Source organism: Pseudomonas sp. GW821-FHT10C09, from assembly GCF_059415465.1.
The window spans coordinates 197,683-213,547 of sequence record NZ_JBWKNG010000005.1 but is presented as its reverse complement, the minus strand read 5'-3'; the positions used below and the strand labels follow the sequence as shown (position 1 = coordinate 213,547).

Sequence of the window (15,865 nt, the reverse complement as noted above, 5' to 3'; positions counted from 1 at the left end):
CTGTCAGCGAGGACGGTCAGCCGACGTGAAACGTCTGACCTGTCTGCAAGCCTTCCACGCTTTTGGCGTAGGCCAATGCCACATCGGCTGCGGGAACCGGTTTGAACCCACGGAAGTAAGGCGCGTATTTGCCCATGGCTTCCAGCAGCACATTCGGGCTGATCGAGTTCACGCGCAGGCCGCGAGGCAGTTCGATGGCGGCAGCTCGGACAAAGCTGTCCAGCGCACCGTTGACCAACGCTGCCGAGGCGCCGCTGCGAATCGGGTCGTGGCTGAGCACGCCGGTGGTGAAGGTGAACGAGGCGCCGTCATTGGCGAACTCGCGACCGATCAGCAACAAATTGACCTGGCCCATCAGTTTGTCTTTGAGGCCGAGGGCGAAGCTGTCTTCGCTCATTTCATCCAGTGGTGCGAAGGTTACGTTACCCGCCGCGCAGATCAGGGCATCGAACTTGCCGGTCTGTTCGAACAGCTTGCGGATCGAGGCGCTGTCGCTGATATCCACTTGAAAGTCGCCACTGTTGCGGCCGATGCGGATGATCTCGTGACGCTGGGACAGTTCCTTGTCGACGGCCGAGCCGATGGTGCCGCTAGCGCCTATCAATAGAATTTTCATCGTGCTGATTCTCGATTGGTTGAAAGTGACCTCAGTCTAGAGTGGTTTTTTCTGTTGATAAGCGCACTAATAGGCAACCTTTGGTTTTCAAATGGAAACAATCCATGAGCGAGATGGATGACCTGGCGGCGTTCGCGGTATTGATCGAAGCCGGCAGTTTTACCTTGGCAGCGCAGCAACTGGGTTGCAGCAAGGGCCAGTTGTCCAAGCGCATCAGCTTGCTGGAATCGCGGTTTTCGGTGGTGCTGTTGCAACGCACCACGCGCCGTTTAAGTCTGACGGCGGCAGGCGCGGCGCTGTTGCCACAAGCGCAGGCGCTTGTAGTCCAGGTCGAAAGGGCGCGTCAGGCATTGGCGCGGTTGAAGGACGACATGGCCGGGCCGGTGCGTATGACCGTTCCGGTATCGCTGGGGGAAACCTTCTTCGATGGTTTGTTGCTGGAGTTTTCCGGCAAGTATCCGCAGGTGCAGATTGAGCTCGATCTGAACAACAACTTTCACGACCTGTCCCGGGATGGCTTCGATCTGGCGATTCGCTCCGAGGTGGGCAAGGACGAGCGTCTGGTGGCTCGACCCTTGCTCGCCTGGCACGAAATGACCTGCGCCAGTCCGGCGTATCTTGAACAATATGGTGAGCCGCAAACGCCACAGGCCCTGGCCGAACACCGTTGCCTGCTCAACAGCCATTACAGCGGTCGTGAAGAATGGCTCTATCACCAGCAACACGAGTTGCTGCGCGTGCGGGTGTCGGGGCCGTTTGCCAGCAACCACTACAGCTTGCTGAAAAAAGCTGCATTGGCGGGGGCCGGTATTGCGCGTCTGCCGTCCTATCTACTGCAGGCGGAATTGGCTGATGGACGATTGCGTTGGCTGCTGCGTGATTATCAGACGCGGCGCATGCCGATGTACCTGGTTCACCCGTATCAGGGCGGTTTGCCGAAACGCACGCAGGTGCTGGCGGATTACCTGATCGGCTGGTTCAAGCGCAGCGGCGAGGCGCTGGATCGCCTTCAGCGCTAGATTTTGAACCCTCCCACATTGGATTAGCGGGCAAAGCGTCGGGCGATCAGGTGATCAACCGACAGTTTCCCCGGCCCGGTCGCCATCAAATACAGCAACACCGCCGCCCATGTGCCGTGAGTCGGGTACGCATCCGGGTACACGAACAGTTGAATCGTCAGGGTCATGCCGAGCAAGGCCAGCGCCGAAAAACGCGTGGCAAAGCCAATCAAAATCAACATCGGGAACAAGTGTTCGGTAAACGCCGCCAAATGCGCAGCGACCTCTGGCGACAGCAATGGCACGTGATACTCGCTCTTGAACAATGGAATGGTCGAGTCGGCGAGGCGTGGCCAGCCGAGCTGGAACGTGCCGTCGAACAGATCAATGGCGAGACCTTCAACCTTGGTTTGTCCGGACTTCCAGAACACCGCCGCGATGGAGAACCGCGCAATAAAGGCGATCAGGCTCTGTGGAATCATCTCCAGCAGCGCGATGGCGCGGCTGATCGGGTTCTGAGTGTTCATGGCAATACCTTGTTGTGGTGTAGGTGAGTAATGGCGTTGTGGCTGATCAGCAGGGCCAGTGTGTGGCTGAGGTCGAACGCGGGGACGGACGCCACTGCCTGAGTCAGTGGCTGGCCGTTTTGCAGGTTCTGAATGAAGTCGCTGGCGCCGCGTTCGATGACGAAGACTTCAACGTCCAGAGCGTTGCGCAGGATCAACGCGTGCTGCCCGTGGTCCAGATCGATCCCCGCCAGTGTTGCGTCTTGCTGATGGGCAGCCCAGATGGAGACCACGGCGAAGGTTGACGTCAGCAGGTTGAGCGAGGGGTGAAGTTCGACGCAGAGCTCGCTCAGGGTGTGTGGATCAGCGAGCGCTGCGCCGATCTGTTCAGGGTTCAACGACTGGGCGTCGGCCGCGTGATAAGCGAGGGTGCGCAGGCGTTCCAACCGCGCGACATCGGCCAGGTACGGCACGCTGCCGGCCGGTTCGAAGCCTTCGATAAAGTCCGCGAAGTCGTGGCCGTAATCCTTGATCAACGGGCTCTGTGGCGCATTGCCGAGTAAATAGATTCCGGCCATGGCACGGAAAAACTCATCGCCGACCAATTGCGCAACCACGGGGTAGCTGTGCGCCAAGGCGTTGATCAGTGAGCTCTGTACGTTATTGCGATACACCGCGAAACGACTGGCGGGATCGGCGCCGTTGGCACTGAACACACCCTCGGGGCAGTTCAGTTGAGGATCAAGCAGGGCCGCAGCAAAAGCGGCTTGCGTGCTCATGACCGGCCTCCCGCGCACAGCAACAGTTCATCGGCCTGACGCGCCTCGGCGTGCAAGACGCTGAAGGCCGGCAACTGATTGTCGCGTTCGATCAGGGTCGCTATCGGGCCGGTTCGCTCCAATACGTGCTGGTACAAGGTCCAGACGGCGTTATCGATAGGGGCGCCGTGATCATCGATCAGCAGACGGTCACCGAGGCTGTCAGTGTCTTCGGCGAAGCCGGCCAGATGAATCTCGCCGACGGCATGGAGGGGCAGGGCGTCGATGTAAGCCAACGGATCGCGCTGATGATTGACGCTCGATACATAGACGTTGTTCACGTCCAGCAACAGCCCGCAGCCCGTGCGACGGATGACTTCGCTGATGAAGTCGGCCTCATCGAACGTCGAGCGTTCAAACGCCAGGTACGTTGCCGGGTTCTCCAGCAACATCGGGCGTTTGAGGGTGCTTTGGACGTGATCAATGTGTTCACAGACGCGGCTCAGCGTCGGCGTGTCATAGGCCAGGGGCAGCAGGTCATTCAGAAACACCGGGCCATGGCTGGACCAGGCCAGGTGTTCGGAAAAGGACTGGGGTTGATAGCGCTCGATCAGTGCGCCGAGGCGCTTGAGGTGCCGAATGTCCAGTGGACCTTCAGCACCAATCGACAGGCCGACGCCATGCAGCGACAGCGGATACTGCTCGCGAATCAAACCCAGGTAGTGATGAAACGGGCCGCCGGCCACCATATAGTTTTCGGCGTGGACTTCGAAGAAGCCGATGTCCGGTTGCGAACCGAGCACTTCACGAAAGTGCTCGGTCTTGAGGCCCAGCCCGGCGCGGGGCGGGAGCCCGAACGGTAGATTGTTCATGGTCGACACTCGGGCTGGGTTGGGATCAGGCTTTGGCTTTGAACGCTTCCATCTGCCCGAAACCAGTCGGCGAGGTCTTGCTTTCGGTGGTGGCGCAGGTGCCTTTAGGGACGAGTTTCCAGGCGTTTGGCTGGAAGTCGGTTTTCGACGTGCCGGCGCAGGTGGTGCCGGCGCCTGCTGCGCAATCGTTATGACCTTTCATGGCCACGCCGAAGCATTTTTCCATGTCGTCGGCCGCGTGGGCGGTGGTCACGGCGGCCATGCTCAAGGCAGAACCGAGGGCCAGAACCAGGGCAGTGGCGGACAGGGTGCGGGTGGTAGCAGTCATGATGTTTCTCCGGTTTTTGAGGTGTTGGTCAGCAGCGTTTGTGCTGGCTTACCCCTCTAGAGAAAGGTCATGGCGATGCGTTACAGCTGTCTCCAAAATTTTTTTAACAAACCTGAAGCCATCACCCATCCACCTGTGGGAGCGAGCCTGCTCGCGAAGGCGTTGGGTCAGTCAATAGGCATGTTGAATGACACACCGCCTTCGCGAGCAGGCTCGCTCCCACAGGGGGGGGCATCGTCTACAAAATTTGTGGCAGGCACAAAAAAACGGCCCGAAGGCCGTTTTTTGTTTACCGCAACGACTCAACCACCCAGATACGCTTCGCGCACTTTCGGGTCAGTCAGCAGGGCTTCACCCGTGCCTTGCATCACCACCCGGCCGTTCTCGAGAACGTACGCACGGTCGGCAATTTTCAGCGCCTGGTTGGCATTCTGCTCGACCAGGAACACGGTCACGCCATCCTTGCGCAGTTGTTCGATGATGTCGAAGATCTGCTGGATGATGATCGGTGCCAGGCCCAACGAAGGTTCGTCGAGCAACAGCAGCTTGGGCTTGCTCATCAGCGCACGGCCGATGGCGAGCATTTGCTGTTCGCCGCCGGACATGGTGCCGCCGCGCTGGGCGAAACGTTCTTTCAGGCGTGGGAAAAGTCCGAGAACCTTGTCCATCTGTTCCTGATAGTCGCCCTTGTCGGTGAAGAAGCCGCCCATGGCGAGGTTTTCTTCCACGGTCAGGCGGGAGAACACCCGACGACCTTCCGGCACCACGGCAATGCTCTTGCGCATGATCTGCGCCGAGGTCTGCCCCACGAGCTCTTCGCCCATGTACTTGATGCTGCCACTGTGGGCCTGCGGCGAACCGCAAAGCGTCATCAGCAGGGTGGATTTACCCGCGCCGTTGGCGCCGATCAGGGTGACGATTTCGCCCTGGCGGATTTCCACGTTGACGCTGTGCAGGGCCTGGATCTTGCCGTAGAAGGTGGAAACGTTTTCGAATTGCAGCATTTACGCTTCCCCCAGGTAGGCTTTGATCACTTCGGGATTATCGCGGATCTGATCCGGCGTGCCGTTGGCCAGGGGCGTGCCCTGGTTGATCACGACGATGTGGTCGGAAATGCTCATGACCAGTTTCATATCGTGTTCGATCAGCAGCACGGTCACGTTGTGCTCTTCACGCAGCACACTGATCAGCGCCTTGAGGTCTTCGGTTTCCTTCGGGTTCAGGCCGGCAGCCGGTTCGTCGAGCATGAGGATCCGCGGGCGGGTCATCATGCAGCGAGCGATTTCCAGGCGACGTTGCTGACCATAAGCCAGGGTGCCGGCCGGACGGTTGGCGAAGGCCTTGAGGTTGACCTTCTCCAGCCAGTACTCGGCGAATTCCATGGCTTCGCGTTCGCTTTTGCGAAAGCCCGGGGTCTTGAACAGGCCGGCCAGGAAGTTGGTGTTCAGGTGACGGTGCTGGGCGATCAAGAGGTTCTCGACCGCGGTCATGTCCTTGAACAACCGCACGTTCTGGAAGGTGCGCACCACGCCTTTGAGGGCGATCTTGTGGCCCGGCAGGCCTTCGATCGGCTCGCCGTCCAGCAGGATACTGCCGCCGCTCGGCTTGTAGAAACCGGTCAGGCAGTTGAATACGGTGGTCTTGCCGGCGCCGTTGGGGCCGATCAATGCCACGACCTGTTTTTCCTTCACGGTCAGGGCGACGCCGTTGACCGCCAGCAAGCCGCCGAAGCGCATGCTCAGATTGTCTACTTTCAGGATCTCGCGGCTCATTTGCGCAGCTCCATGTGAGGACGTTGCATGGGCAGCAGGCCTTGAGGGCGCCAGATCATCATCAGCACCATCAAGGCGCCGAACATCAACATGCGGTATTCACTGAACTCACGCATCATTTCCGGCAACAGGATCATCACCGTGGCCGCCAGTACGACGCCCAATTGCGAGCCCATGCCGCCCAGCACCACGATGGCGAGGATGGTCGCCGACTCGATGAAGGTGAAGGACTCCGGTGTCACCAGGCCCTGACGCGCGGCGAAGAAGCTGCCGGCGAAACCGGCGAAGCACGCACCCAGGGTGAACGCAGAAAGCTTGATCGCCGTCGGGTTCAGGCCCAGCGCCCGGCAGGCGATTTCGTCTTCACGCAGGGCTTCCCAGGCACGGCCCAGAGGCATGCGCAGCAAGCGGTTGATGACGAACAGGGCGAACAGCGACAACAACACCGCGATCAGGTAAAGGAAGATCACCTTGTTCACCGGGTTGTAGGCCAGACCGAAGTACTCGTGGAAGGTCTGCATTCCCTCTGCGGCGGTTTTATCGAACGTCAGTCCGAACAGCGTTGGCTTGGGAATGTTGCTGATGCCGTTCGGGCCGCCGGTGATGTCGGTCAGGTTACGCAGGAACAGACGGATGATTTCACCGAAGCCCAGGGTCACGATCGCCAGGTAGTCACCCCGCAAACGCAGCACCGGGAAGCCCAGCAGGAAGCCGAACGTGGCTGCCATCAGGCCGGCAATCGGCAGGCAGATCCAGAAGCTCAGGCCGTAGTAATGCGACAGCAGCGCATAACTGTAGGCGCCGACGGCATAGAAGCCGACATAACCCAGGTCGAGCAGGCCCGCCAGGCCGACCACGATGTTCAGGCCCAGGCCCAGCATTACGTAGATCAGCACCAGGGTGGCAATGTCCACTGCGCCGCGCGAGCCGAAGAACGGCCACACCAGTGCACCGATGATCAGCGCAATGATGATCCAGCGCTGGGTGGTCGGCAGGGTCAGGAAGTTACTGGCCTTGGCCGGCATGCCCGGCATGCTCGGCGAGGATTTCCAGGCCGCGCTGATCGTCTTGTCGAACAACACTCGCAGGAACATCAGCACCGAGCACACGGCGATGATGAGCAGGGTGGTGTTGCTGGTGCCGTGGACTTCCAGGTTGATGCCGACGATGGTCAGTTTCAAACCGAGTACCGGGTAGGCGACTGCCCACACCAGCAAAGCGCTGAACAGCGCTTGTCTAAGATTCCTAGTCATACTTTTTCAACCTCCGGACGGCCCAACAGGCCGGTAGGCCGGAACAACAACACCAGAACCAATAGACCGAAAGCCACGACGTCCTTGTACTGGTCGCCGAAGATATCGGCACCAAAAGCTTCCGCTACCCCCAGCACAATCCCGCCGAGCATGGCGCCGGGAATGCTGCCGATACCGCCCAATACCGCTGCGGTGAAGGCCTTTAGGCCGACGAGGAAACCGGCGTTCGGGTTGATCACGCCATACTGCATGCTCAGGAGTACGGCCGCGATGGCCGCCAGTGCAGCACCGATGACGAAGGTCAGGGCGATGATGTTGTTGGTGTTGATACCCAGCAGGTTGGCCATCTTGATGTCTTCGGCACAGGCACGGCAGGCGCGACCCAGGCGAGAGCGGGAGATGAACAGCGTCAGGCCGAGCATGGCGACGAAGGTCACCACGAACACCACGATTTGCATGTAGGAAATCAGCACTTCATGTGCGCCACCTGGCCCGATGGTGAAGTTACCAGGGATCAGGTTGGGGATGGATTTGTCCTTGGAGTCTTGCGCCAGCAGAACCGTGTTCTGCAGGAAGATCGACATGCCGATGGCGGAAATCAGCGGAATCAGACGGTTGCTGCCGCGCAAGGGGCGGTAGGCGATCCGTTCGATGCTGTAGCCGTAGGCACTGGTCACGACGATGGTCGCGAGGAAAGCGGCAGTCATCAACAGCGGAACGCTGTCGAGTCCCATCATGGACAGGCCCGCGATGGCGATGAACGCCACGTAGGAACCAATCATGTACACCTCGCCGTGGGCGAAGTTGATCATTCCAATGATGCCGTAAACCATCGTATAGCCGATGGCGATCAGGGCATACGTGCTGCCAATGGTCAGGCCATTAACCAGCTGTTGGAAAAAGTGATAGATGTCAGGCATTACAGCGCTCCTAAAAACCTGATACGCATTTCACTGGTGGAGTCATTTTCCCGCTCGAGCCCCGTGGATCTGCATCCACTTCGAACGCGAGGTTTGCCAGCGAACCGCTGATGACGGTTTTGAGATTTTCAGGTGGGGAGACTGGCGGATCACGCCAGCGCGGCCCAAAACGTTCGTAAAACAAAGCCCACGGCACGCCGTGGGCTTTGTTGGCAGTCAGTCAGGCAAGGCCTTACTGAGGCGAAGCTTCAGTTTTTGGTTTGCCGAAGTGCCACTCGTAAACCACAAATTTGAAGTCTTTCAAGTCGCCCTTGGCGTCGAACTGCAGATCGCCAGTCGGGGTCTTGAAGGTGCCAGCGTGGATGGCAGCAGCCACTTTGGCGGTATCTTCGGACTTGGCAGACTTGATGCCTTCAGCGATCACTTCCACAGCCGAGTAGGCCGGGAACACGAACGGACCGCTCGGGTCTTCTTTCTTCGCCTTGAACGCATCAGCCAGGGCAACGTTGGCCGGATCCTGGTCGAAGGATTTCGGCAGGGTTACCAGCAGACCTTCGGAAGCGTCTTTGGCGATCTGCGAAATGGAGTCGTTACCCACGCCTTCCGGACCCATGAACTTGGCTTTCAGGCCTTTTTCCTGGGATTGACGCAGGATCAGACCCAGCTCCGGGTGGTAGCCGCCGTAGTAGACGAAGTCAACGTTGGCTTGCTTGAGCTTGGCGATGATCGAGGAGAAGTCCTTGTCGCCGGCGTTGATGCCTTCGAACACGGCAACCTTGACGTTTTTGCCTTCCAGGGTTTTCTTCACGGCGGTGGCGATGCCTTCACCGTATTGCTGTTTGTCGTGCAGGACAGCAACGATTTTCGGTTTTACGTGATCGGCAATGTAGTTACCGGCGGCAGGGCCTTGGGCGCTGTCCAGACCGATGGTACGGAATACCATTTTGTAACCACGAGCGGTGATGTCCGGGCTGGTGGCAGCCGGGGTGATCATGATCACGCCTTCGTCTTCGTAAATGTCCGAAGCCGGTTGAGTGGAGCTGGAGCACAGGTGACCGACCACGAACTTGACGCCGTCGTTGACGACCTTGTTCGCGACCGCTACCGCTTGTTTTGGATCACAGGCGTCATCGTATTCAACGGCTTCGAGTTTCTTGCCGTCTACGCCGCCTTTGGCGTTGATCTGTTCGATGGCCATTTTGGCGCCACTGAACTGCATGTCGCCGTATTGGGCTACAGGACCGGTCTTAGGGCCGGCGATGCCGATCTTGATGGTGTCAGCTGCGAACGAATGGCTGGCAACCCCGGCCAGAACCATAGCGGCAAACAGTTTGGAAATCTGCTTAGTAGCCTTAGTCATAGTGCTCCACTCTTACTGTTGTAGTTTTTATAGTCCTGGCGCCGTAGCAGCAGAACCGGGTCAGATATCTTCGATATCCTCCGGAAAATGCCCCCGGCAACTGTACCGGTACAGTGTAGAGCGCCAATTGTTAGCCTGGGAAGCTGGCGCCAGGGGGCAAAACCTGAGGGTGTCGCTTTTTTGAAAGAAAAAGACAGAATAGCGGCGGGATGTTAGCTGGCTAATTGCTTGATTCAGCGGCATTCCCTGGCTTTCCTGCTCTTTTCAATCGGTGACTCAATTGCAACCGGGTTTTTCTGGCGGACCACCAACGTTATCATTCGCGTCGATTTCTTTTCCGGACAGGACCCATGACTCAAGAACCTAGCACCCTCTATGCCAAGCTGCTTGGTGAAACCGCATCTATTACATGGAAAGAGTTGGAGCCGTTCTTCGCCAGGGGTGCCCTATTGTGGGTCGACCCTGGTCTTGATTTGATCGCTGCCGCCGAGGCCGTGGCCACGGACGAAGGGGAGAAAGTGGCTGCCTGGCTGGCCGCTGACCAAGTCGCCAAGCTGTCTGAAACGCGGGCGCTGGATCTTTTCGAACGTGACCCGCAGTTGTGGGCGGTGGTGGTTTCGCCGTGGATTCTGATCCAGGAAAGGGCGACGAGCTGAGTCGCTGCGCCTTATTGGTGCGCCGTGCAGGCAAGGAAAAGTGTGTAGGTGAGTAGCGTGATGGCACGTTGCCGTAGAGAAAGGCCACGTGCAGGGCCAGCATCACGGTAACGTAAACGTAATGGGCACAGTTCAGTGAGCAGCCGAAGGGCTGCTTAATTGTTTCTGGATGTAGGATTTGTGTTGAATCCGAGGCCGCTTTCGCGAGCAGGCTCGCTCCCACAGGGTTCAGTGTTCACCTTGTGGGAGCGAGCCTGCTCGCGAAGGGTGCGACGCGGTATCGAGCCAGTCTCAGGCAGTCTTGCCAGTATGGTTATTCAGCGAAATAACCTTGGTCTTGCCAATGCGGTGACGGTAGATCTCGCGCAGGTATTTGATCGCTTTCTTCACGCAATCACGCGACAGGCGAATGTCGTTGATCGAGACAAACTTGTCCTTGTCGTTGATCAGCTCGCGGTACTTCTTCTCGTACATCGGTTTGATCGCGTACCAGTTGGTATCGAGGATCTTCGCCGGGTTCTCGAATTCGTTGAGCAAGTCGTCGATCCGGTCTTCGTCGAACTCTTCATTGATGATGAAGTCGAGGATCGAGTTGTCCAGCGTCTCGTCGAAGCGGTACGGGTTCTTCGCGAAGCAGCGCTTGATGAACGCGACGATCAGCGTCAGGAAATCGTCCGACAGGCACGGGCTCTTGGCGATCAGGGTGGTCAGCGACAAGTTGGCCGAGGCGCCGATCACCAGCGCGTAACGCTTGAGCGTGGTGTTCGGGAACAGGCTGTTGAGGTGGGTCTTCAACCGGTTCAAGTCCATGTAGGACAGCTTGTAGTCTTTCGGCAAGGAAACGATCGACACCACCGACGAGCAGTTCTTGAAGAAGTGCAGGTCGTGCAACGCGGCCGCGTCGTAACCGGAATTCTTGTACTGCTCCAGCGACGCACGATAGCGCTTGGACTCGATCGGCAGCAGGCTGATGCCTTCGATCGCCTGGGTCACTTTGTTGAAGTGCGGCAGGTCGATGGAGCGGAAGAACAAATCATCGATGTTCAGACGCTGCGGCTCTTTCTCGAAGACCTTGAACTTGTCGCTGCTTGGCGGCGGGGTTTCCGGCACCACGGACTCGGCGTAGGCAATCGCCACCGGGCCGGCCAGGCTCATGAACAGGTCGTTGGCATCGAGGCGAATGGTTTCGCCGATGTCGATGCCGGCGCGACGGAAATAGTTCTGGTCGTAGTCAGTGGTCACCGCCTGCGCCGTCAGAATGTTGAAGATCTGCTGTGAGATGTACTGGTTGGCGTGCTTTTCCATCGCGTTGACGTCGATGTTCTGGATGTTGCCGTCATCGCTTTCTTCGGCATAACGCATGATGTCGTTGGAGATCAGCATCATGGCGTTCCATGGGCGAATACGGCCCATGACGCTGGCTTCGCTGCTGTCTTCGTTGGCGAAGTTGTAGGAGAAGTCCCACTCTTCCGACAGGTATTTGCACAACAGGCGACCGGCGTTGATGTGCAGCGCCTCGGACATTTCGCTGCGGTGATCGGAAATGTTCGGCAGCACGCAAATCCCGCTGGTGAAGATCGGCTCGAAGACGAAGGAATGACCGCTCTTGCCGTCATGTTCGTCCATCGGCTTGGTGTCGAACGTCTTGTTCATGTACGAGTGCTGCTGGGCCAGGCCGAATTCCGAGGCCATGCCCGAACCGGTACCGCCGCCGGCACTGAAGATCGAGAAATACAGGCGCGACTGGTTGGCCTTGATCCCGCAGCTGTCGATCAGGTACGAGTGAATCATCTTCCAGTCAGGGCTGGAGAAACGCTGGGTGTCCTTGTTCAGGATGATCTTGGCCAGGTACTGACCGAGGATCGGCGCGTTACCGGCGCCACCGGCGTGGACTTCCGACAAGTCCATGATTTTCATTTTGCTGTAGTCGCGCAGAAAGCCGCTTTTTTCGCCTTTGCGCGAGAAACGGATGCGACCGGCGATGTCTTTGTCGAGGTCACCGAGCATCACCAGCGGTTCCACCAGGAACACCGGTTTGGCGCCCTTGTTGGTGCCCAGGCGCAAGTTGTTGCGAATCCATTGGGCCGGGCTGTAGCCCTTTTCCGCATAGCGTTTGTCTGACGACGGACGGTCTTCGTTGTTGAATTCGTTGAGATAGAACTTGCGGGCGTTGTACACCAGCTCCGCGACGTCCAGGGCGATGTTGGAGCCGCAACGACCGAGACCGATCAGGCATACCGACGGGAATTCCTGGTCGTTGTGTTGTTCGCTGGCGCCTTCCAGATGGGGCGGGCGCGGGAACACCATGTCGCGCAGGCCGTCGAGGTTATCGAGGATGCGGTCGGTATTGGTTTCGGTGAAATACAGGTATTGCTGAGTGGCCAGCGGGCGCGTCGGGGTCAATGGCTTCGACGATGAGGGGCTGTTCGCCGCGGGGCTCAGAGTCAGATCGGAGACCGTAGTGGCCGGGTTATTTTTAGAAGTCATTGGGCGCCATCTACCTGGACTGGTTGGCTGAGCGACAACTGTCGTCAAACCTTCACGGAATGGGATCTCGCGTCTTTTTTTTGCGCGTATTTGGCCAAAGTCTCAGGGACTCGCCTGAGCAACAGTGGGTGGAATCCTTTCCTTAGTCATGATGAATCGGCCAATATTCGGCGATCTTTAATCAAAGAGAAGGCTAAATGATGTCAACACTACCTTCGTTGGGGTTCGCCGGAATTGGGCTGATGGGCCTGCCCATGTGCCGGCGCCTGCTGGCTGCGGGTTATCCGTTGACCGTGTGGAACCGCAATCCGGCCAAGTGCGCGCCGTTGGTTGAGGCCGGTGCCCGACAGGTGGCAACCCCCGCTGAACTGTGTCAGCACGCCGACATTGTCATGCTGTGCCTGGCGGACACCGCGGTGGTGCGTGAGGTGGTGTTTGGCCCGACCGGGGTGGCCTCTGGGGCGAAACGCGCCCAGTTGCTGGTGGACTTTTCCAGCCTGGAGCCCAGTGCTACGCGCGAAATGGCCAAACAACTGATCGACAGCACCGGCATGAGTTGGCTGGATGCTCCGGTGTCCGGCGGCGTGGTCGGCGCTGAGGCTGGCAGTCTGGCGATCATGGTGGGCGGCGAAGCAGCGGATTTGCAGCGAGTGCGTCCGCTATTGCTGACCCTGGGCCAGCGTGTCACCCACATGGGCGGCGTCGGGGCCGGGCAGGTGACTAAGGCGTGCAATCAGATGATCGTGGCGTGCAACGCGCTGGTCATTGCCGAAGTGGTGGCGCTGGCCGAGTCTTCCGGCGTTGACGCCCGATTGATCGCCGAAGCCCTTGCCGGTGGTTTTGCCGATTCAAAACCGTTGCAGATCCTCGCCCCGCAAATGGCCGAGAGCCAATTCGAACCGGTGAAATGGCACGTGCGCACGCTGCTCAAAGACCTCGACACCGCCGTGAAATTTTCCCGTGAACAGGGTTCGGCGACACCGCTCAGCGGATTGGCTGCGCAATTGATGCGACTGCATGGGAGCCAGGGATTCCTGGAAAAAGATCCATCGACGTTAGTGCAGATGTACCGCGAGCCAGACTCAAAGGCGTGACGTTGCACGAATGCCTGCGCTGGTTGATTTCGTTCAGCACCGGACGCAACTCGGCCAGCGGCACCGGGCGGCTGAGCAGATAACCTTGCACAAAGTCACAGCCCAGGCGTTCGAGAAAATCGTACTGCTCAAAGGTTTCGACGCCTTCGGTGACCACCTGCAAATGCAGGCTGTGAGCCATGACGATAATCGCCTGGACGATTTCCATGTCCTGGGTGGCTTTGGGAATGTCCTGGATAAACGAGCGGTCGATCTTCAGCGTGTTCAGCGGCAGGCGCTTGAGGTAGGCCAGGGACGAATAACCGGTGCCGAAGTCATCGATCGACAACGAAACCCCGAGGGCACGAATCTGCCGCAGCAGCACCAGCGTGTTGGCGAGGTTGCCCATCAACGCGTTTTCGGTGACTTCCAGCTCCAGCCGTTGCGGCGCGACCCCGGAGGCGTGCAGCGCAAATTCGATTTCATCGGCCAGATCCTCGCGCGCCAGGTTCAGCGGTGAGCAGTTCACGGCGATCTTCAGTTCTTCGCAACCGTTGCGGGACAGTTCACCGAGGTCTTCGCAGGCTTTGCGCAGCACCCAGTTGTCGAGCTCGCGGATCAGGCCGTTCGCCTCGGCAATGGCGATAAACCGATCAGGTGCGAGCAAACCGTGAACCGGGTGTTGCCAGCGAACCAGGGCTTCGAGCTTGCTGACCTGGCCGGTTTTCAGGTCGAAGATTGGCTGGTAATACAGCATCAACTCATTGTCTTTACGCAATGCGTGCCGCAGTTCTTCTTCGAGCTGCAGCTCCATCGTGGCGCGGGTCTTGAGAATGGAGCTGAAAAAATTCAGGCCGTTGCGACCAGCGTCCTTGGACTGGTACAGCGCCAGGTCGGCGTTCTTCAGCAGTTCTTCACAGGTCTTGCCGTCTTGCGGGAACAGGCTGATGCCGATGCTGGTGGTCATGACCATGTTGCGCCCGGAGAGCTCGATGGGCTCCTTCATTTTCAGCATGATGCGCTGGGCCATGTGCTGCGCTTCTTCGGGATCATTCAGGCCAATGAGGATGCAGAACTCGTCTCCGCCAAATCGGGCCACGACATCCTTGTGGCTGCGCACCGAGCTTTTGATATGGCCGGCCAGCACCTTGAGCAGTTCATCGCCCGCGTCATGGCCGAGGCTGTCGTTGATGCGCTTGAAGTGGTCGATGTCGAGGAACATCACCGCGAGCATGCCGCCTTCGTTGGTCTTCTCGATCAGCTTCTCGGCGAATATCTGATTGAAGCCACGACGGTTGATCAGGTTGGTCAAGGGATCGTAGTGCGCCACTTGTTGCAGCGAAAGGCGCGCCTGGTCCAGCTGACTGAGCAGCGAGTTGACCCGCTGCAGGTCACGCTCCTTGTGTTGCAGCTTTTTGTCCGCCAGTGCCGCGCTGATGCTGCTCCCTATGATCAGCAGCGTCATGACCGCTACCGTCAACGCCAGTTGCAGGTGACTGTGTTCGCTGGCCGGCGCCAGGACGCTATCGTGAGGCATCACCAGATTGAAGGCCGCCATGCCGGTGAAGTGCATGCACAGGATGCCGGCCCCGAGGAGCAGGCTGGCGCTGTACTTGAGCAGTTGGTGAAACATCCCGGTGCCGTCGCGCAAATACCGCGACAGCAACAGCGCCGCCAGGCTGGCGCCAATTGCGATGACGATGGACAAGGCGAACAACGCCGGCTGGTAGTAGACCGTGGCACTCGAATGCATCGACGCCATGCCGACGTAATGCATGGCGGTAATCCCCAGCCCGACCCACACGGAAGCCTTGAGGCAATGCCGGACATTCAGGTCGGGGAGGCTGAGGGTGTGCATCACCAGCCATGACGTGCACAGGGCGATCAGCAGTGAGAGCAGGGTGACGGGAAGTTGATAGTGAAGTTCGACAGGCGCCTGGAACGCCAGCATGCCAATAAAATGCATGGCCCAGATACCGCCCGCCAGGCACCCGCTGCCGACCCAGCGCCAAAGCCTTTGCGAGGCCGGACTTTCCGCATGCGCCACACGCTCTGCCATATCCAGCGTGGCAAAACAGCCGACACACGCCACTACATAAGCCAGCAGCACCAGAAAAGGGTCATGCGTGCAATTGAGTATGAATTGCCCGCTCGCTGTCAGCTCGGTAATGAAATGCAGACCAAGCCACTCCATAGCACGCCCCGTCGTTGTCATCCTGGCCGGCTTAATGAACGCCAGCGAATGTCACGAGTATAGAGGCCGTGT

General features: G+C 58.7%; 15 protein-coding genes. 3 read left to right on the top strand and 12 right to left on the bottom strand.

The annotated features are described in order from the left end of the window. Positions 1-16 precede the first annotated feature (16 nt). Positions 17-616: a short chain dehydrogenase gene (locus AC07N8_RS06830; RefSeq protein WP_483840531.1), complete on the bottom strand. Its 600-nt coding sequence runs from the start codon at positions 614-616 to the stop codon at positions 17-19. Between the two features lie 104 nt (positions 617-720). Here AC07N8_RS06830 and AC07N8_RS06825 point away from each other — a divergent pair, with 104 nt between their 5' ends. Continuing rightward, on the top strand, positions 721-1,635 hold the full coding sequence (locus tag AC07N8_RS06825) for a LysR family transcriptional regulator (protein ID WP_483840532.1): 915 nt from the start codon (positions 721-723) through the stop codon (positions 1,633-1,635). 23 nt (positions 1,636-1,658) lie between these two features. On the opposite strand, the gene AC07N8_RS06820 is transcribed toward AC07N8_RS06825, so the two are convergent. The 9 genes from AC07N8_RS06820 to AC07N8_RS06780 form a co-directional block, all read right to left on the bottom strand. Further along, positions 1,659-2,141, bottom strand: coding sequence for a DoxX family protein (locus AC07N8_RS06820; RefSeq protein WP_483840533.1), 483 nt, complete (start codon positions 2,139-2,141; stop codon positions 1,659-1,661). Next, complete coding sequence (locus tag AC07N8_RS06815; RefSeq protein ID WP_493142581.1) at positions 2,138-2,899, bottom strand: HvfC/BufC N-terminal domain-containing protein; 762 nt, start codon at positions 2,897-2,899, stop codon at positions 2,138-2,140. The genes AC07N8_RS06820 and AC07N8_RS06815 overlap by 4 nt, the downstream gene beginning before the upstream one ends. After that, positions 2,896-3,750 (bottom strand): MNIO family bufferin maturase, encoded by an 855-nt coding sequence (gene bufB / locus AC07N8_RS06810; protein ID WP_493142583.1) that lies wholly within the window; start codon positions 3,748-3,750, stop codon positions 2,896-2,898. The genes AC07N8_RS06815 and bufB overlap by 4 nt, the downstream gene beginning before the upstream one ends. Before the next feature lie 25 nt (positions 3,751-3,775). Further along, positions 3,776-4,078 (bottom strand): BufA1 family periplasmic bufferin-type metallophore, encoded by a 303-nt coding sequence (locus AC07N8_RS06805; RefSeq protein WP_483840536.1) that lies wholly within the window; start codon positions 4,076-4,078, stop codon positions 3,776-3,778. A gap of 302 nt (positions 4,079-4,380) precedes the next feature. After that, complete coding sequence (locus AC07N8_RS06800) at positions 4,381-5,082, bottom strand: ABC transporter ATP-binding protein (protein WP_027925631.1); 702 nt, start codon at positions 5,080-5,082, stop codon at positions 4,381-4,383. Next, a complete protein-coding gene (gene livG, locus AC07N8_RS06795; protein WP_493142586.1) occupies positions 5,083-5,850 on the bottom strand; it encodes a high-affinity branched-chain amino acid ABC transporter ATP-binding protein LivG in 768 nt (255 codons plus the stop codon). Further along, a complete protein-coding gene (locus tag AC07N8_RS06790; RefSeq protein WP_493142587.1) occupies positions 5,847-7,103 on the bottom strand; it encodes a high-affinity branched-chain amino acid ABC transporter permease LivM in 1,257 nt (418 codons plus the stop codon). Before AC07N8_RS06790 ends, livG begins: the two co-directional genes overlap by 4 nt. Beyond that, positions 7,100-8,023, bottom strand: coding sequence for a high-affinity branched-chain amino acid ABC transporter permease LivH (livH, locus tag AC07N8_RS06785; protein WP_027925628.1), 924 nt, complete (start codon positions 8,021-8,023; stop codon positions 7,100-7,102). Before livH ends, AC07N8_RS06790 begins: the two co-directional genes overlap by 4 nt. 232 nt (positions 8,024-8,255) lie before the next feature. Further along, the gene (locus tag AC07N8_RS06780; protein WP_483840539.1) at positions 8,256-9,383 is read right to left on the bottom strand and encodes a branched-chain amino acid ABC transporter substrate-binding protein; all 1,128 of its coding nucleotides are present in this window, start codon (positions 9,381-9,383) and stop codon (positions 8,256-8,258) included. 350 nt (positions 9,384-9,733) lie between these two features. Here AC07N8_RS06780 and AC07N8_RS06775 point away from each other — a divergent pair, with 350 nt between their 5' ends. Then, positions 9,734-10,039, top strand: coding sequence for a DUF2288 domain-containing protein (locus AC07N8_RS06775; RefSeq protein WP_140666187.1), 306 nt, complete (start codon positions 9,734-9,736; stop codon positions 10,037-10,039). Positions 10,040-10,330: 291 nt separating this feature from the next. Here the strand turns inward: AC07N8_RS06775 and AC07N8_RS06770 are convergent, their stop codons facing one another. Continuing rightward, entirely contained in the window at positions 10,331-12,526 is a 2,196-nt protein-coding gene (locus AC07N8_RS06770; protein ID WP_483840540.1) for a hypothetical protein, read from the bottom strand. Between the two features lie 197 nt (positions 12,527-12,723). Here AC07N8_RS06770 and AC07N8_RS06765 point away from each other — a divergent pair, with 197 nt between their 5' ends. Continuing rightward, positions 12,724-13,620, top strand: a complete 897-nt coding sequence (locus tag AC07N8_RS06765) for an NAD(P)-dependent oxidoreductase (protein ID WP_483840541.1) — start codon at positions 12,724-12,726, stop codon at positions 13,618-13,620. Here the strand turns inward: AC07N8_RS06765 and AC07N8_RS06760 are convergent. Then, on the bottom strand, positions 13,511-15,793 hold the full coding sequence (locus AC07N8_RS06760) for a putative bifunctional diguanylate cyclase/phosphodiesterase (protein WP_483840542.1): 2,283 nt from the start codon (positions 15,791-15,793) through the stop codon (positions 13,511-13,513). The genes AC07N8_RS06765 and AC07N8_RS06760 overlap by 110 nt on opposite strands. Positions 15,794-15,865: the final 72 nt, after the last annotated feature.